Annotated in this window: 17 protein-coding genes; 8 read left to right on the top strand and 9 right to left on the bottom strand. The window is 67.8% G+C overall.

Translation table 11 applies throughout. The features are described 5' to 3' along the window. Positions 1-11: 11 nt before the first annotated feature. From CLG96_RS15600 to CLG96_RS15590, 3 genes are all read right to left on the bottom strand, one after another. Positions 12-1,547, bottom strand: a complete 1,536-nt coding sequence (locus CLG96_RS15600) for a DUF6504 family protein (protein WP_107969282.1) — start codon at positions 1,545-1,547, stop codon at positions 12-14. Next, positions 1,525-2,298: an ImuA family protein gene (locus CLG96_RS15595; protein ID WP_107969235.1), complete on the bottom strand. Its 774-nt coding sequence runs from the start codon at positions 2,296-2,298 to the stop codon at positions 1,525-1,527. The genes CLG96_RS15600 and CLG96_RS15595 overlap by 23 nt, the downstream gene beginning before the upstream one ends. Positions 2,299-2,363: 65 nt before the next feature. Then, the gene (locus CLG96_RS15590) at positions 2,364-2,834 is read right to left on the bottom strand and encodes a GreA/GreB family elongation factor (RefSeq protein WP_107969233.1); all 471 of its coding nucleotides are present in this window, start codon (positions 2,832-2,834) and stop codon (positions 2,364-2,366) included. A gap of 114 nt (positions 2,835-2,948) precedes the next feature. On the opposite strand from CLG96_RS15590, the gene CLG96_RS15585 reads away from it, so the two are divergent. From CLG96_RS15585 to CLG96_RS15570, 4 genes are all read left to right on the top strand, one after another. Further along, positions 2,949-4,484, top strand: coding sequence for a helicase HerA domain-containing protein (locus tag CLG96_RS15585; protein ID WP_107969231.1), 1,536 nt, complete (start codon positions 2,949-2,951; stop codon positions 4,482-4,484). 88 nt (positions 4,485-4,572) lie between these two features. Next, positions 4,573-5,637 (top strand): acyltransferase family protein, encoded by a 1,065-nt coding sequence (locus CLG96_RS15580; RefSeq protein ID WP_165799674.1) that lies wholly within the window; start codon positions 4,573-4,575, stop codon positions 5,635-5,637. After that, a complete protein-coding gene (locus CLG96_RS15575; RefSeq protein ID WP_207796719.1) occupies positions 5,634-6,641 on the top strand; it encodes a glycoside hydrolase family 18 protein in 1,008 nt (335 codons plus the stop codon). Before CLG96_RS15580 ends, CLG96_RS15575 begins: the two co-directional genes overlap by 4 nt. 122 nt (positions 6,642-6,763) lie before the next feature. Beyond that, entirely contained in the window at positions 6,764-8,311 is a 1,548-nt protein-coding gene (locus CLG96_RS15570) for an exopolysaccharide biosynthesis polyprenyl glycosylphosphotransferase (RefSeq protein WP_107969227.1), read from the top strand. A gap of 127 nt (positions 8,312-8,438) precedes the next feature. Here the strand turns inward: CLG96_RS15570 and CLG96_RS15565 are convergent, their stop codons facing one another. The 4 genes from CLG96_RS15565 to secB form a co-directional block, all read right to left on the bottom strand. Then, positions 8,439-9,086: a DUF4136 domain-containing protein gene (locus CLG96_RS15565; protein WP_107969225.1), complete on the bottom strand. Its 648-nt coding sequence runs from the start codon at positions 9,084-9,086 to the stop codon at positions 8,439-8,441. An 86-nt stretch (positions 9,087-9,172) separates the two neighbouring features. Beyond that, positions 9,173-10,165, bottom strand: a complete 993-nt coding sequence (trpS, locus tag CLG96_RS15560; RefSeq protein ID WP_107969223.1) for a tryptophan--tRNA ligase — start codon at positions 10,163-10,165, stop codon at positions 9,173-9,175. Positions 10,166-10,198: 33 nt separating this feature from the next. Further along, the gene (murJ, locus tag CLG96_RS15555; RefSeq protein WP_107969221.1) at positions 10,199-11,761 is read right to left on the bottom strand and encodes a murein biosynthesis integral membrane protein MurJ; all 1,563 of its coding nucleotides are present in this window, start codon (positions 11,759-11,761) and stop codon (positions 10,199-10,201) included. Positions 11,762-11,853: 92 nt separating this feature from the next. Further along, complete coding sequence (gene secB / locus CLG96_RS15550) at positions 11,854-12,363, bottom strand: protein-export chaperone SecB (protein WP_107969219.1); 510 nt, start codon at positions 12,361-12,363, stop codon at positions 11,854-11,856. Between the two features lie 185 nt (positions 12,364-12,548). On the opposite strand from secB, the gene CLG96_RS15545 reads away from it, so the two are divergent. The 3 genes from CLG96_RS15545 to CLG96_RS15535 are packed head-to-tail and all read left to right on the top strand — an operon-like array spanning position 12,549 to position 14,921. After that, positions 12,549-13,199 carry a Tim44/TimA family putative adaptor protein gene (locus CLG96_RS15545; protein ID WP_107969217.1) on the top strand — a complete coding sequence of 217 codons (651 nt, stop codon included), beginning with the start codon at positions 12,549-12,551 and terminating at the stop codon, positions 13,197-13,199. After that, positions 13,196-14,407 carry a murein transglycosylase A gene (mltA, locus tag CLG96_RS15540; protein WP_107969216.1) on the top strand — a complete coding sequence of 404 codons (1,212 nt, stop codon included), beginning with the start codon at positions 13,196-13,198 and terminating at the stop codon, positions 14,405-14,407. The genes CLG96_RS15545 and mltA overlap by 4 nt, the downstream gene beginning before the upstream one ends. Next, entirely contained in the window at positions 14,382-14,921 is a 540-nt protein-coding gene (locus tag CLG96_RS15535; protein ID WP_107969214.1) for a Smr/MutS family protein, read from the top strand. Before mltA ends, CLG96_RS15535 begins: the two co-directional genes overlap by 26 nt. Here CLG96_RS15535 and dapE read toward each other — a convergent pair. Next, a complete protein-coding gene (dapE, locus tag CLG96_RS15530; protein WP_107969212.1) occupies positions 14,899-16,029 on the bottom strand; it encodes a succinyl-diaminopimelate desuccinylase in 1,131 nt (376 codons plus the stop codon). The two genes, CLG96_RS15535 and dapE, sit on opposite strands and share 23 nt — an antisense overlap. 48 nt (positions 16,030-16,077) lie before the next feature. Between dapE and CLG96_RS15525 the strand changes: the two genes are divergently transcribed. Next, positions 16,078-16,527, top strand: a complete 450-nt coding sequence (locus tag CLG96_RS15525; protein WP_107969210.1) for a cupin domain-containing protein — start codon at positions 16,078-16,080, stop codon at positions 16,525-16,527. A gap of 3 nt (positions 16,528-16,530) precedes the next feature. Here the strand turns inward: CLG96_RS15525 and CLG96_RS15520 are convergent, their stop codons facing one another. Continuing rightward, positions 16,531-17,196 (bottom strand): glutathione S-transferase family protein, encoded by a 666-nt coding sequence (locus CLG96_RS15520; protein WP_107969209.1) that lies wholly within the window; start codon positions 17,194-17,196, stop codon positions 16,531-16,533. Positions 17,197-17,240 lie beyond the last annotated feature (44 nt).

The following is a 17,240-nucleotide window of genomic DNA, read 5'->3' as shown; positions in this document are numbered from 1 at the left end:
GCGAACGGGCATCATGCGAACAGGCCGTGCAGATACCAGCGGGGCAGCGCCTCCTGCTCGCCATAGAGGCCCGATCGGAACAGCCAGAAGCGCCGGCCGGAAACATCCTCGACGCGATAATAGTCGCGGATCAGCCCCTGATTCTTCCGCCGGCGCCACCATTCGGCGGCGATCCGCTCGGGCCCTTCGGAACGCAGCGTCACATAATCCCTGCCGCGCCATCGGAACCATTTGGGCGCGCCATCGGGCACCTCGGCCATCACCTCCACCGGCTGGGGCGGATCGAAGATGTGGAGCGGGCGTAGCGGCGGCTCGCCCGGCATCGGCGCGCGCCAGGCGGGGATGCCGGCCGCCGGATCGACGGATAGGGTGGCGCGCTCCGGTATATGGCTCTCCCGTGGCGCCGCACGGCGCAGGCGGCCGCGCCCCATGCGCGTCGCCAGCCGGTCGATCAGCGCGTCCGTCTCCTCGGCGATGCGGGCGGGCTCGTCGAAGCCCGGCTGATCGGCGGCCATGGGATCGGCGCGGGCGATGTCGAGCCGGATCAGGTCGAATCCGAAGCCCGGATCGATCGGATCGCGTAAGCCCTCGATCCGCTCGCGGAACAGCCGCATCAGCATCGCCGGGTCGCGCGCCGGCCGGCCCGTCTCCACCGCCAGCGCGCGCACCGCCCCGTCGCTGCGGAAGAAGCGCGCCTCGAACCGGCGCCCGCCTTGCCCGCGCGCCTCCAGCGCCACGCCCGTCTCGGCGACCAGCTCGCCCAGCACGCTCAGCGCATGATCCATGCGCGCGATCGGCTCGGCAAAGCGGCGGACGGCGGCGATGGCGGGCAGGGGCCGGTCGGGCGTGATGCGCCGGTCTTCCTCCTCCAGCAGCCGGGCGAGGCGGATCGGCAGGTCGCCGAAGCGGGCGGCGAGCATGGCGCGGGGACGGGCGGCAAGATCGCCGATCGTCTTCAGCCCTGCGCGGCGCAGCGCCAGCTCCACCTCGGGCGCCGCCTCCAGCGCCGCGACGGGGAGCGCCTTCAAAGCCTCCACCCGTCCATACTCACCCTGAGCTTGTCGGAGGGTGCTGAGACTCACGCTTCGTCCGGCAGCTTCGACACGCTCAGCCTGGCTGCTCCCGAAGCGGGCGAGCGCGCGCGCGGCCTCGGGCGTGGCGGCGATGGCGGCGCGATGCGCGATCCCCTCGCGCTTCAGCCGCCGGGAAAGGTCGGCGGTCAGCCCCGCCTCGTCGCCATAGGGATGGGTGCAACCGCTGATGTCGAGCACCAGCCCGTCGGGCGGCTCGGCCGCCACCATCGGCGTATAGCGGATGCAGGCGGCGGCGATCCGGCCGAGCAGCCGCCGTTCGGCGCCATGGTCGCGGTCGATCGCCAGCAGGTCGGGCACGCGCGCCCGCGCGTCGGCCAGGCTCAGGCCGGGGGTCAGGCCCAGCGCGGCCGCCCCGGGCGTGACGGCGCTGATCCGCATCGCATTGGCCTGTTTCTCGACGAAGACGATCGGCGGCCGTTCCGCCTGCCGCTCATCCGAAGCGCCGCTCCGCATCAGCGCGTCGCTCGGCAGCCAGGGGAGCCAGAGCGACAGATAGCGGCGGCGCTCGGAAGGCAAGTCGGTCACGGTCCCACTCCAGGCGCCAGCCGCTGGCGGAAAGGCCCGATCGATGGCGCAGCAAATCGACCATGAAGGCCGGATGGCCGGGGGCGTCCGCCTCCAGCGGAATGGAAGGGGCGGCACTCACCCGCCAGCGCGACGTGGCGGCGGACGGCGGCGGCTCGACCGCGCCGCGCAGCAGGATTGCGGTGACGCCCGATTGTTCGGCGGCGAGCGTCAGCCGGCGGCTCGCGGTCAGATCCAGCATCGGCGCCTTGCCCCAGGGTGCGATCAGCACCGCGCCGATCACGGGCGAACGCAGCGCATCCGCCGCCGCGCGCAGCGTCGCCGCCTCGTCGGGCGTGTCGGCGAACAGAATCCGTCGCGGATCGGCGCCGAGCTCGGCCAGCCCCGGCGCATGGATGCGCCCCGCGATCCGCGCGCCCGCCTCCTGCCGGATCCAGAAGATCGTCTCGCCCGCGTCGCAGGCACGCAGCGCCAGCATCAGCGCGAAGCCGGCGGTGCTGGCGCCATCCTCCTCCTGCGCTGCGAACACCTCATGCAGCCGCCCGCGCGCCAGCCCACCGCCCAGCGCCGTGTCGATCGTGGGGCAGCCGAGCGCGAAACGACCCCGCGCATCGCTGCACGGCTCGCTCATGGCGAATTGCCGCTTCAACGCGGCGAAGGAGGGGGACGACTCGGGCATATCTGTTCACGTTATGTTCTATATGCCATATCCCCCGCGCGGTTCGTCAAGCCGCGCGGGGGGCGCTAATTTTCGATCGGGCCGACCGAGAGGATCTCGATCGCTTCCGGCCTGCCGCCGAAATCGACCAGGTCGCCCGTCCCCGCGCCGATCAATGCGCGGGCGAGCGGGGCGGTGAAGGAGAGGCGGCCGGCCTCGGGCTCGGCCTCGTCCTCGCCGACGATGTCGACCGTGCGGACGGGTCCCTTGCCCATCCGGAAGCGCACGCGCGATCCGAAGCTCACCTCGTCTCCCGTCGGCGGGGGCGTGATCCGCGCAGTGGCGCGGCGCGCATGCCAGTAACGCAGTTTCCGCCGGATCGCCTTGATCGCTTCCTCGTCCTTCTCCGCCGCCAGCGCCGCTTCCAATTCCTTCACCTGCGCCTCGATCAGCGACAGGCCGCGCGCCGTCACCAGATTGGGGCCAGGCGGGATCGGCAGCTCGGGCCGGGGCTCGAGATGTTCCTCGTCCGATTCACGACGGAAGGCGACGCTCATCGCGAAAGTCTCACTCGCTGGATCATCCGCAAGAGGTGGGGATTGGGGGCTGCGGTATCAATCGGTCGCATCTTCTCTTGCGGCAGGCCGAAGGCTTCGCGCAAAGACCTCCGCATGACCGTCAGCATCGATATGGGACTATCGGACCGGGGCGCGCCCGCGCTCATGGATCTGGAGGAGCTGCTTGCCACCCGCCTGCTCGTTCAGGGCAATTCGGGATCGGGAAAATCCCATCTCCTCCGCCGCTTGATCGAAGGCAGCGCCCAGTGGGTGCAGCAGGTGATCATCGACCCCGAGGGCGATTTCGTGACGCTGAGCGATCGATTCGGCCATTCGGTGGTCGAAGGCGCCGGCTATAGCGATGGTGAGATATTGCAGATCGCCTCGCGCATCCGCGAGCATCGCATCTCGGTCGTGCTCAATCTCGAAGGGCTGGATGCGGATGCGCAGATGCGCTGCGCCGCCATTTTCCTGAACGGCCTGTTCGATGCGCCGCGCGATCATTGGTATCCCGCGCTCGTCGTGGTGGACGAGGCGCAGATCTTCGCGCCCGCGGTGGCGGGCGAGGTCTCCGACGATGCCCGCCGCGCCTCGCTCGGCGCCATGACCAACCTGATGTGTCGCGGCCGCAAGCGCGGGCTTGCCGGCGTGATCGCGACGCAGCGCCTCGCCAAGCTCGCCAAGAATGTCGCGGCGGAGGCGTCCAACTTCCTGATGGGTCGCACCTTCCTCGATATCGACATGGCGCGCGCCGCCGATCTGCTCGGCATGGACCGGCGCCAGGCGGAGACGATCCGCGATCTCGAGCGCGGCCATTTCCTGGCGCTGGGCCCCGCTTTGTCGCGCCGGCCCATGCCGATCCGGATCGGCGCGGTTGAAACCTCGGCGCGCACCGGCAGCCCCAAGCTGATTCCCTTGCCCTCGACCCCGCCCGCCGACGCCCAGACCTTGTTGTTCGAGCCCATGGCCGAGCCCGCGCCGCCGCCGCCTCCACCCCCGCCGCCGCCCAGCGCGAACGAGCTGTTGCGTACCTTCGCCAAGCCCGTCTTCGGTGAACGCGCCGCCGAGCAGCCCTCCCGCCCTATGCTGAGCACGGAGGAGCGCGAGGCGGTGATCGCCAATGTGCTGCGCGAGATCGTCGAGGATGCCGACGCCGCCTTCCGCTCGCCCGCTCTGCTCTTCCAGGATTTCGGCGTCCGCTGCCGGATGCATGGGCTCAGCGACAGCATGGTCGATCTGCCCGCCTTCCGCAAAAGGCTGTCGCTCGCCCGCGCAGGGATTTTCGATCCGGCGGCGGACGAGCGCTTCGCCCCCGCCATCGCGCTGGCCGAGGAATTGCCGGAAGATATGCAGGGCATGTTCCTGATGATCGCCCGCGCCGCGCTGCATGGGGAGGCCTGCCCCTCGGACGATCGCATCGCGGCGGTCTATGGCACGCATTCGCCCGGCCGCGTGCGCCGCCTGCTCGCCTATCTGGAGCAGAATGGCATGCTCGCCCAGCGGATCGACATGCGCGGCGACCGGCGGATCGCCGTGCCGCGCCTCGGCTGGACGACCGGCCCCGGCGGGCAGAAGGCGGGCGATGCGCCACGCACCGCACCGCTCCCCTTCGCCCGCGACGACGCGGCGGACGGCGGCACGCTGCTCTGATCCCCCAACCGTCATCCCTGCCTGCGCAGGGATGGACGGGATTGGCCTGTTAAGCGGATCGACATCTTTCGGGCGCAGGTGCGGGGGCGTGAACTGCATCGAACGGCCCGCCACGCTCCTTTCCATCCAATATCTGCGGGGCGTCGCCGCGCTGATGGTGGTAGCCTATCATGCGCTCCACCAATTTTCCGCCGGCCGGCAGCTTGGGCCCGCCGAAATGCTCCAGGGCGGGGTGGACATATTCTTCGTCATCAGCGGCTTCATCATGTGGCGGACGACCGAGCGCGAGAGGCTCCGCCCGGCCCTATTCCTCCGTCGCCGCCTCATCCGCATCGTGCCGCTCTATTGGACCGTCACCAGCCTCACCGTCGCCCTGATGCTGCTCATGCCCCGGCTGGCGCAGTCGCTCCGGCTCGATCCCCTACATCTGATCGCCTCCTATCTCTTCCTGCCCTGGCCCAATCCCACGCCGGGCATGGGGCTGGAGCCGCTGATCGTCCCGGGCTGGACGCTCAACTATGAAATGTCCTTCTATCTGCTCTTCGCCGCCGCCCTGTTCGCGCCGCGCAAGGTGCAGCCATGGATCGTCCTCGGTACGCTCGCGCTGCTCGCCGCCTCGTCGCCGCTGGCGGCTGGGGCAGGGACCTTCGCCCGCTTCTACGCCCATCCGATCCTGCTCGAATTCGCCTTCGGCATGCTGATCGCGATGGGCTTCGGCCATGTCCGCCACATGCCGCGCGCCGCCGCGATCGCGCTCACGCTCGCCGGCGGCGCGCTGATGCTGCTCGCGGGCGGCCTGCTCGATCCGGAAAGGTCCGGTCGGCTGTTCCTGCTCGGCATCCCGGCGGCACTGATCGTCGGCGGCGCCGTGCTGGCGGAGCGGGCAGGCGGCCTCGCCCGCATCGCTTTTCTCGGGCGGATCGGCGACGCCTCCTACGCAATCTATCTGGTCCATCCTTTGCTGCTCTCGGCGCTGGCGCAGCTCTGGCGGTGGATCGGGCTCGATGGCGCGGCCTTCCTGCCTTTCGCGCTGGGCAGCTCGCTGCTGGCCGGCATGATCGTCCATATCGGCTTCGAGCGGCCGGTGACGCGGCTGCTGCAAGGCCGTTCCGCGAGGCGCGTTCCGCTTCGTCCGGCCGGAGCGTTGCGATGATCCGCCTTCTTCGCCGCGCCGTGGCGGCGCTGTTCGCCACCCTCATCGCCTCCGCCGCCTGCGCCGCGCCGGGCGGCATGCCGGTAGGCCCGATCATCATGGGCTATCATGATAGCTGGCGCGAGCGGCCCGCCACCGGCCCCTATGCCACCGCGCTCGTCGCGACGCCGGCCTATGTGAACCTCGTCGCTCTGTCCTTCGTCCGGCCCGATCTCGTCTATCGCGGCGATCTCGACCTGTCGGGCACCGGGCTCAGCTATCAATTTTCGGGTGCGGTGCTGCGCGATGCGATCGCGTTATTGAAGCGGCGCAATCCCGGCACGCGCGTGATCCTCAGCGTCGGCGCGCTCGAATCCTGGCGCTGGGCGCGGTTCGATGAACGCGCGCTCGCACTGCTCGTCCGTCAGATCGGCGCCGATGGCGTGGACATGGATTATGAACCCGCCATGCCCGGCTGCGCGGCGGGTGCGGGCGGGCGGATAGGCTGTGCGGTGGACGGCAACTGGATTTCCTATGTCCGCCGCATCCGCGCCATGCTGCCGCGCCCCTATATTGTCAGCGTCGCGGGATGGAGCGTCGGCGCCTATGGCGAGGGCCAATTCGCCGCGGCCCTGCCGCACAGCCCCTGGCGGGGGATGATGCTCGGCCTGCTGCGCTCGCCCGCCGCCCGGCTGATCGATCTGGTGGCGATCTGCGCCTATGATGCAGGCCCGGCCTATGATCCGATGACGGCGCTCGCCGCCTATCGCCATTATTGGAAGGGGCCGCTCATGTTGGGCGTGCAGGTGCCGTTCAAGGGCGCCGGCGGGCCGTTCCGCACGCCGGCGGAAACGGAGGCGCTCGCCCGCCGCGTCGCGCGCTGGCCCGGCGCGGGCATGATGATCTATTCGCTGCTGGAGCCGCCCGATCCCTCCGTCCCGGCCCGCGCCCATCCCACCGGTCGCGCTCTGGCCGAGGCCGCCTGCCGGGGCCTGAAGGGTGGCGCCTGCCCGCTTTATCCCTGAATCCGTTCGACTGGATCGTCGCCTCTGCGGAGGCAGAGATGATGGTTAGGAGAGAGCCGCGCTAACGAAAAAGCAATTCCCTCCTTCTACCACGGGCCGGCAGATCGCATCCAAGTCGGTAAATGGTAATGGTAGCAGAGCAGCGTATCTCCAGGGATCCGAACGGCTCGGCCGAATATCCCGGCCAGAAGCCCGGGCCGGACACATCCCCCTATCCCTTCACGATCGAGCCGTTCGTCCAATTGAACCGCGACCAATTGGGCCCCGCCGGCCTGATTCGGGGCAGTTTCGGCTTCATCAACCGCATCGTCATGCTGATCGATGCCACAGCAGCCTTCGTCACGCTGCTCCTCATCCAGAAACTCTCGATCCTGTCGGCCACGACGCTCAACTGGCCCCAGAGTCTGATCGTCGGGATGGCCGCATCCGCCGCCACCATCGGCCTGCTTCGTGCCGCCCGAGCCTATCGGGTCGAACGTTATGCGGATCTCGGGGCCTCGATCTATGATGTCGCGCGCGGCGCTCTTGCAGCCGCCGGCGTCACTTTGGCCCTGCTCTGGACCTATGCGCCCGGTGCCGATGCCAGGCCGGTCCATCTGTTCGGCGCCGGCTCGGCCGTCTTCGCCAGCCTGATGTCCGGCCGCCTCCTGGCCCGCATCGTCCATCATCATCTGCTGAAGCGGGGTTTCCTGCGGCGCCGTGTCGCCATCATCGGGTCGGGGATGCTCGGGCGCGAGATCGCCGCCCATATCCGGCGCGAGCAGGAACGGGGAAATTACACGCTCGTCGGCCTGTTCGGCGACGAGGTCGGGGATGTCAGTGCCCAGCCACGGGAAATTGCCGGCACGGTCCGCGATCTGCGCCATATCGCGCAGCATCGGCAGATCGACATGATCGTGCTCGCCCTGCCCTGGAGCCGGGCGGAGCAGATTTTCGAGCTTGCCGCCCAGGTCCAGTGGATTTCGGCCGATGTCGTCGTGCCGATCGAAACTTCCGGCTTCGTGCCCCAGTCGCTCACCCGGCTCGGCGGTCGGGACATGCTGCTGCTCGCCTCTCATCCGTTCAGGGGGACGCAGGGGCTGGTGAAGGTGATCGAAGATTATGTCGTCGCTGCATTCGGCCTGCTGCTGGCGCTGCCGATCATGCTGTTCGCCGCGATCGCGGTCCGGCTCGAGGGCGAGGGGCCGATCCTGTTCCGCCAGCCGCGCCTGGGCTTCAACGGCCGGCTGTTCCATATCTACAAGTTCCGCACGATGACGGTGGATCCTGCGGATGACGGCAGCGTCGCGGTGGAACGGGGCAGTCCGCGTATCACCCGGATCGGCGCGCTGTTGCGGCGCAGCTCGATCGACGAGCTGCCCCAGCTCTTCAACGTCCTGCGCGGGGAGATGTCGATCGTCGGGCCCCGGCCGCATGTGCCGGGGATGCTGATCGAAGGCGATGTCTATTCGGAAATGGTGCGCAGCTATGCCGCGCGTCACCGCATGAAGCCGGGCATTACCGGCTGGGCCCAGATAAACGGCATGCGCGGCGGCATCGATACGGCCGAAAAGGCGCGCCGCAACGTCGATCTCGACCTTCATTATGCGCGCAACTGGTCGCTTCGCCTCGATCTTTGGATCATGCGCCGCACGCTCACCCGCAACCTGATCGGCCGCGATATTTTCTGATCCACCTCAACCGTCGCCCCGGCGCAGGGCTCCCATCAAATAATGATTGATGGGCACCCGAAGGCCGGGGCCCATGTCTATCTCCACCAGCGATGAGGTTGATGGAGAATGACCGGAATAGCGAACCTCAGCCCTTCTTGGGCGGCGGCACCGTAATCCGCACTTCCTCGCCCGAACGGCCGGGGAAGCCGGTGAACATCGCCTCCACCAGATTGGGCACCAGCCGGGGCAGGCTGTCGTCCAGCGAGCGTGCCTTGGCCTTGCCCTCGAACAGCCGCTGGCCATCCGCCGCGCGGTTGATCGTCATCTCCAGATGGCTGGTATAGTAGCGATAGCTTTCCACTTCCGGATAGCCGAAGGGCGAATACCAGAAGGGGTCGTTCCAGCCATAATAGAAGGCCGAACGATGGCCCCAGCGGCGCGGATAATAGGGACCCCAGCCGCCCCAGCTGCCGAAGCCCGGCCGGGTGATGACCTTTTCCTGGCCATTGTCGACGCCATAATCGAGGTTCACGACCAGCGTCGCCTCAGCCGGATTGGCGGCGGGCTGATAGCCTTGCGCCGTCAGCCGCTGGCTCACCAGCGTGGCATATTGCCCGAATTCCAGGCCACCCTGGAGGCGCGGATCGCTCGCCCGGATGGTGAAGCTCTGGCCCTGCGGCGCGGGCATCTGCTGGAACCGTGCGACGTCCGCACGGAATGGCGTCGCGCAGGCGCCGAGGGAGAGCAGCGCGATCGGCGCCGCCATCGTGACGATCTTCTTCATCAGGGACATTGCGAACGACCTTCCGAACGAACTACTCACCCTATCATGGGAACGACTTAACCCAGGTTGAACGTTCGGGGAACAGTCTGGTTTCGTTACAATCCCATCGCGGCATAGGCGCCGGCCAGCGTCGGCGCCGCAATTTCCCGCGCCTTTTCAGCGCCTTGTGCCAATATCCTGTCCAGCTCCGCCGGGTCGTCGCGAAACTCCGCGATCCGCTTCGAAATCGGCTCGATCGTCGTAACGACTATCTCGCCCAGCATCGGCTTGAACTGTCCGAAGCCCTGGCCGCCATGTTCGGCCAGCACCTCGGCGGGCGTCCGGTCGGTCAGCGCCGCCGCGATTCCCACCAGATTGCGCGCCTCGGGCCGTCCCTCCAGCTCCGCCGGATCTTCGGGCAGCGGCTCGGGATCGGTCTTGGCCTTGCGGATCTTCTGCATGATCATGTCCGCATCGTCGGTCAGGTTGATCCGGCTCATGTCCGAAGGGTCGGATTTGGACATCTTGGCCGTCCCGTCGCGCAGCGACATGATCCGCGCCGCCGCCGGCGGGATGATCGGTTCGGGCAGCATGAACAGCTCGATTCCGAAATCGGTATTGAACTTGGTCGCGATATCGCGCGCCAGCTCCAGATGCTGTTTCTGGTCCTCGCCCACCGGAACATGCGTCGCCTGATAGGCGAGAATGTCCGCCGCCTGCAGCACCGGATAGGCATAGAGGCCGACGCTCGCCCCCTCCCGGTTCTTGCCCGACTTCTCCTTGAACTGGGTCATGCGATTGAGCCAGCCGATCCGCGCGGTGCCGTTCAGCAGCCAGCACAGCTCGGCATGGGCCGGCACATGCGCCTGGCGGAAGAGGATGGAGCGCGCCGGATCGATCCCCGCCGCCAGCACCGTCGCCGCCATTTCGCGGATGTTGCCGCGCAGCGTCGCCGGATCGTTATGGACGGTGATCGCGTGCAGGTCCGCCAGGAAGAACAGGCACTCATTCTCCTCCTGCATGCGCACCCAGTTGCGGATGGCACCCAGATAATTGCCCAGATGAAGATTTCCGGTGGGCTGGATGCCCGATACGACGCGCTTGTTCATGGCCATGGCCTGTTGCGGAGTGCGGCGCTCCGGTCAAGCCTTGCGGCGAAGTTGCGTCTTGAGATCCGCCAGCCGGAAGGCGCCGAGCAGGAAGGCCGCGCCGAAATAGGCGGCGGCGCCCGCGCCCATCAGCAGGGCCAGGCCCGCCACGCGCAATTCCAGACCGCGCGCCATCATCGGATCGACCAGAGGATTGAGCGCGAAGAGCAGGGCCGTCATGATCAGCGTCGCGCCGCCCAGCCGGACCGCGCTGCGCTTCAGCCGCGCATCCACCGAAAAATGCCGGCGACGATGGAGCGTCCAGTAGAGCAGGCCCGCATTCACCCAGGCGGAAACGGCCGTGGACAACGCCAGCCCGACATGCGCCATCGGCCAGATCAGGATCAGGTTGAGGATCAGGTTCACCAGCATCGCGACCAGCGCGATCCTGACCGGCGTCTTGGTGTCCGCCCGGGCATAGAAGCCGGGGGTGAGCACCTTGATCAGCACATAGGCGGGCAGGCCGATCGAGAAGAAGGCGAGCGCATTGGCCGTCGCGATCGTGTCGTCCGCGCTGAATTCGCCATGCTGGAGCAGCCCGCGGATGATCGGCGTGGCCGATACCATCAGCGCCGCGAAGGCAGGCAAGGTGAGCAGAAGGACGAGCTCGATCGCCCGGTTCTGCGTATGGAGCGCGGCCTTGTCGTCCCCGCCGCCGATCTGGCGGGAGAGGGCGGGCAGCATCGCCGTGCCTACGCCGATGCCGATCAGGCCCAGCGGCAACTGGTTCAGCCGATCGGCATAATAGATATAGGAGACCGAACCTTCGCGCAGGAAGCGTGCGGCGAGCGAGGTGGAGATCAGCAGGTTGAACTGCACCGCGCCCGCGCCCAGCGCCGCGGGGCCGATGACGCGCAGCAACTCCTTCACCTGGGGAGAAAGGCGTGGACGGCGCAACCTGAGCACGATCCCGGCTTGCCGGCACGCCCAGATCAGCCAGGCGAGCTGGAGCACGCCCGACAGGGTGACGGCGATCGCCTGCGTGCGCGCCGTGTCGATGTCGTCCTGCCCCCGGAAGAAGAGCAGCCCCGCGATCAGGCAGATGTTGAGCAATATGGGCGCCGCCGCATTCACCCAGAAGCGGTTGACCGAGTTCAATATGCCGCCGAGCAGCGAGACGAGCGAGATCAGCGGCAGATAGGGAAAGGTGATCCGTGTGAATTCGGTCGCCAGCGCGAATTTCTGCGCGGTGCCGTCATGGAAGCCGCCCGTCATCGCCCAGACGACGGGGCCTGCGAGCGCCATCATCAGCCCGGTGAACAGGATCAGCACGGGCAGCAGGACGGACAGCACCTCGTCCGCGAAGCTGATGCCTGCCGCCAGATTCTCGCCGTCGCGGCCTACCTTGCGGTTGAACATCGGCACGAAGGCGGATGCAAAGGCGCCCTCGGCAAAGAGCGCGCGGAACAGATTGGGCAGGCGGAAGGCGATCAGGAAGGCATCCGACGCGAAGCCGGCGCCGACGAAGCGCGCCATCAGCATGTCGCGCGCGAAGCCGAGAATGCGGCTGATCAGCGTCAGCCCGCCGATCGTCGCGGTCGCCCTGACAAGATTCACGAAAGCTCCGTTCGTGCCGGGCGAGGCCGAGGCACGTTGCGTAGATGTCTCGGCTTCGCTCGACACGAACGGCTTGATCTACGGGGTCAATATTACGCCTGGCCGGCCGTTTCGCCCGTCGCGAGCTCCTGCGCCTGCTGGGCCTGCTGCAGATAGAGCGAGGCGAAGTCGATCGGTTCGAGCATCAGCGGCGGGAAATTGCCGTCGCGGACCGCATCGGAGACGATCCGGCGCGCGAAGGGGAAGAGCAGGCGCGGCGCTTCGGCGAAAAGGAAGGGCTGGATCTGCTCGGCCGGCACGTTGCGAATGCCGAACAGGCCGGCATAGACCAGCTCGACCGCGAAGGCGGTCTGCCCGTTCACCACGGCGCGCGCGTCGATCTTCAGCGAGACTTCGTAGACATCCTCGCCCACGACGTTCGATCCGATGTTGAACTGCACGTCGATCTGCGGCTGTTCCTGCCACTGATAGACCATCGGCGCATTGGGATTTTCGAAGGAAAGATCCTTCACATATTGCGCGAGCATGCCGACCTGCGGGCCTTCATCCTGGCCGTTGGGCTGGGTAACGCCCGCGTCGATCGTGCCTTCTTCTTCGGCCATGTGACTTCAACCTCGGTTTGGAAAGGAATGCGGCCGCATCGGGGCCGGACCGCTGCGGGCTAGCACCGGCCGGGGAACAGGGCAATGGGCGGAGGATTGCGCCCTGCGCGCGGGCTTTGGCCTCGTGCCATTTGAAACTCGTCCCTGTCATGCTTATGTAGCGGATGATAATATCTGGAGGCCCGGTGTTCGAGATCATCCTTCTCGCTATGGTGTTCGTGTTCGTGGGGCTCCGGCTGTGGAGTGTCCTCGGCCGGCGCACCGGGCATGAGCAGCCGCTTGCCAAGCCGGTCGAGGCGCAGGCGTCTGCTTCTTCCACGTCGCGCGCTCCCGCCGATTTCATGACGCAGTCTCCCGCCGGGCAGGAAATGCTCGCCGCATCGGGCGCCGCCAACGGCCTGCGCGCCATCGCCGCGGCCGATCCGCAGTTCGACGCGGCTCGTTTTCTCGAAGGCGCGCAGGCCGCCTATCGCATGATTCTCGAGGCCTTCTGGCGCGGGGACGAGGAGGAACTCGCCCGTTTCGTCGACGGCAGCGTGCGGACCGATTTTTCCGCGGCGATCGCCGAGCGCAAGGCGGCGGGCCATGTGCTCGACAACCGGCTGATCGCGATCGAGCGTGCCATCATCGAGGAAGCGCGGCTCGACGGGCAGATGGCGCTCGTCACGGTGCGCTTCGATGCCGATATCGCCGCGGTGACGCGCGATGCGGACGGCAATGTGATCGCCGGTTCCCTGACCGACGCCGTGCCGACGCATGATGTGTGGACGTTCAGCCGCCACGTCCGCGCCGACGATCCGAACTGGGTCCTGGTCGAAACCGACGAGGCGGCGTGATCCGCCGCCATGGCGTCGCGGCGCTCATCGCCGCGGCTGCGCTGTCCGCCTGTGCGACGACGCCACGAGGCGTCGTCGAAGGAGCGGAACAGCCTTCTCCCGTTGCGCCGAAGCCTGCCCCAGCGATCGCCAATGCCGTGGCGGCGGGCGTCTCGCCCGGCCCCTCCATCACCCAGCTCGGCCTGACGTCCGTGCGCGCCGAAGCGGCGCTTTCCGCCTTTCGTGTCTCCTGTCCTGCACTGGTGACGCGCAATGATCCGAGCGGCCTGACTCGCGCGGAGGACTGGGCCGCCGTCTGCGCCGCAGCATCCGCATGGCCGAATGCCGATGCCATCGGCTTCTTCGCGCGCCATTTCGAGACCGCCCGGATCGGCGACGGCAGGGCTTTCGCCACCGGCTATTATGAGCCGGAGATTCTCGGCTCGCGAACACGCCAGCCGGGCTATGAGGTGCCCGTCTACCGGTTGCCCTCGGATATGGTGGAGGCCGATCTCGGTCTCTTCTCCGATGCGCTGAAGGGCAAGCGCGTGCGCGGCCGGGTCGATCGGGGGAAGCTCATTCCCTATCATGATCGTGCCGCGATCGAGGATGGGGTGCTGGCGGGCAGGGGGCTGGAGCTCGCCTGGGTGGCCGATCCCGTCGAATTCTTTTTCCTGCAGGTCCAGGGCTCCGGACGGCTCAGGCTGCCTGACGGGCAGGTGATGCGGATCGGCTATGATGGCCAGAATGGGCGGGATTATAGCGGCATCGGCAAGCTGATGCGCGAACGCGGCCTGCTCGCGCCCGGCCAGGCATCGATGCAGGGCATCATGGCCTATTTGCGCGCGCATCCCGATGAAGGCCGCGCGATCATGCGCGAGAATAGGAGCTTCGTCTTCTTTCGCGAGCTGAACGGGTCGGGTCCGCTCGGCGCGCTCGGCGTGCCCGTTGCGGGGCGGTCGACCGTCGCCGCCGATCCCGCTTTCGTGCCGCTCGGCGCGCCCGTCCTGCTGACGCTCGACCGGCCCGAGGCGTCGGGTCTGTGGGTCGCACAGGACACCGGGGGCGCGATCAAGGGCGCCAATCGTTTCGATACTTTCTGGGGCGCGGGCGATGAGGCGCGGTGGATTGCGGGGGGCATGTCCGGCCGGGGGCAGGCGCTGCTGCTGCTGCCGCTTGGCACGATTGCGCGATTGAACGGCGATGGCGGGACGGCGGCTCGGCCCTGACGAACAGGCGCTCTGGGCGCAGGTGACGGCGACGGTGCGTCCGCTGGGCAAATCCGCCCCGGCGCACGATCTGGCGTTGCCCCAGCCTTCCCGGCCGGTGCGTCTCGATCCGGATCGGTCGACGCCCGTAAATGCCCCTGCCAAGCCCAAGCCGAATCGGCCCGGCGAGACGCTCGACGGCGGATGGGACCGGCGATTGCGGCGCGGCATCGTCGCGCCGGATCGGACGATCGATCTCCACGGCCATACGCTGGCGAGCGCGCATATCGCGCTCGAACAGGGGCTGGCGGATGCGCTGGCGGACGATATCCGCATCTTGCTGCTGGTGACGGGTCGGCCGCCGCGCGCGGATCGCGACGGCACCGCCAGGCGTGGCCTGATTCGCGCTTCGATCGGCGACTGGCTGGCCGGATCGCGCCATGCCGCGCGCATCGCCGCGGTCCGCAACGCGCATCCGCGCCATGGCGGCGCGGGCGCGCTCTACATCATCCTCAGGCGCAAGCGGAGCGGATGATCTCGACGTAGATTTCGGTCAGCGCTTCCAGATCGGCGAGCGCCACCGCCTCGTCCAGCTTGTGCATCGTCGCGTTGGTCAGGCCGAATTCGACCACCGGACAGAGTTTCGAGAGGAAACGCGCGTCGGATGTGCCGCCGCTGGTGGAAAGCTCGGGCGTCAGGCCGGTGATGCGGTGGATCGCGGCGGAAACCATCTCCGAAAGCGCGCCGGGTGGCGTGAGGAAGGCTTCCCCCGATATTTTGGCGGTGACGGTCGCGTCCGGCGTATGGCGCGCGACGATCTCGCGCACGCGGGCGACAAGGGCCTCGCCACGATGAAGATCGTTGAAACGGATGTTGATCCGCGCGCGCGCGCCGCCGGGGATCACATTGGTCGCGCCATTGCCAACATGGAGGTCGGTGATTTGCAGATTTGACGGCTGGAACCAGTCCGTGCCCTCGTCGAGCGTCAGCGCCGCAAGTTCGTTCAGCGCGGCGACGAGCGGCGGGATGGGATTTTGTGCGAGATGGGGATAGGCGACATGGCCCTGCGTGCCCGGCACCTCGATCCACATATTGACCGAACCGCGCCGGCCGATCTTGATCATGTCGCCCAGCCTAGCGGACGAGGTGGGCTCGCCCACCAAGATCAGGTCCGGCCTGATCCCGCGCTCGGCCATCCAGTCCATCAGCGCGACCGTGCCGAAAGTGGCAGGGCCTTCCTCGTCGCCGGTGATGATCAGGCTGATCGTGCCGTCATGGTCCGGCACGCGCGCGGCCGCCGCGATGAAGGCCGCCACCGCGCCCTTCATGTCGACCGCGCCGCGCCCATAGAGCAGGTCGCCCCGGATCGTCGCCGTGAAGGGATCGCTCGTCCAGCCGGGGCCGGGGGGCACGACATCGCTATGGCCTGCAAAGGCGAGATGCGTTCCGCCCTCTCCGCGCGTCGCGAAGAGATTCTCGACGGGCCCGTCGGGCGCCTCGCCCGCGGCAAAGCGATGGACGGTGAAGCCGATCCCCGTCAGGGCCGCCTCGATCACCGCCATGGCGCCGGCATCGGCGGGGGTGACGCTGGGGCAGGCGATCAGCCTTTGTGTGAGGGCGATGGGATCGGTTGTGGTGGACATGGCCGTCGCCTAGCGTCGCCTGCCTGCTTTGCCTAGCCGGAGCCTGCCATGCCCAAGCTCGATCTCGATGCTTTTCCGCTGACCAACCGGACGGGCTATCCGGCGCCTTATTCGGCGGATGTTGCCGGGCGCAGGTATCGCCGGCTCGGGCCCGGCGCCGGTCTCGAGGATTTCGGCGTCACGCATGTGACGCTCGAGCCCGGCGCATGGTCCAGCCAGCGGCACTGGCATGAGGGGGAGGACGAGTTTGTCGTCATGCTCTCGGGTGAGGCGGTGTTGGTCGAGGAGGGGAGCCGCGTCGTCATGCGCGCGGGCGACTGCGCCGCCTTTCCCAAGGGCAAGGCCAATGCGCATCATCTCGTGAACGAGGGCGAGCGCCCATGCGTCTTCATCGCGATCGGCCGGCCCGCCGCATCCGCCTGCCACTATCCCGATATCGACCTCTATCTCGACGGAGCGACGCAACGCTATGCGCATCGCGACGGCACGCCTTATTGAGCCTTATTGGGTGGGCTGCTCGAACTTTTCGATGATCCAGGGTTCCTCCTGCGCGGCGGCGAGCCATTCCACCATCCAGGGATGTGCCAGCACCGCAGCGCCATAATTGGCGGCGAAATGCGGCAGGGATACCGAATAGGTGACGAAGCGCGTCACGATGGGTGCGAACATGATGTCCGCCGCGCTGAAATCGCCGAACAGAAAGTCGCCCGTCCCGCCGAAGCGCGCCCGCGCCTCCGCCCACAGGCTCACGATGCGGGCGATGTCCGCCATCGTCTCATCGGAAAGCTGCCGCTCCGGATAGTGGCGGCGCACGTTCATCGAGCATTCGCGGCGCAGGTTGGCGAAGCTCGAATGCATCTCCGCCGCCATCGAGCGGGCCATGGCGCGGGCGGCATTGTCCTCCGGCCAGAAACGGTCGCGGCCGACCTTGTCGGCGAGATATTCGACGATGGCGAGGCTGTCCCACACCACCGCCTCGTCATCCCACAGGATCGGCACCTTGCCCGATGAGGGCGCGAACTCGTCGCCCGCGCGGCGCCGGTCCCATTCCTCGTCATAGAGCGGAACGACGACCTCCTCGAACGGCAGGCCCGACTGCTTCACCGCGAGCCAGCCGCGCAGCGACCAGGAGGAATAAGCCTTGTTGCCGATGAAGAGCTTGAGCATGCACTTGCCTTGTTCGTCGTCGCGACTCCGGCCGCAAGGTCGCT

Source organism: Sphingomonas oleivorans, from assembly GCF_003050615.1.
Taxonomy (GTDB): domain Bacteria; phylum Pseudomonadota; class Alphaproteobacteria; order Sphingomonadales; family Sphingomonadaceae; genus Sphingomonas_H; species Sphingomonas_H oleivorans.
The sequence above is the reverse complement of the archived record's forward strand: the minus strand, read 5'-3'. Positions and strand labels throughout refer to the sequence as shown.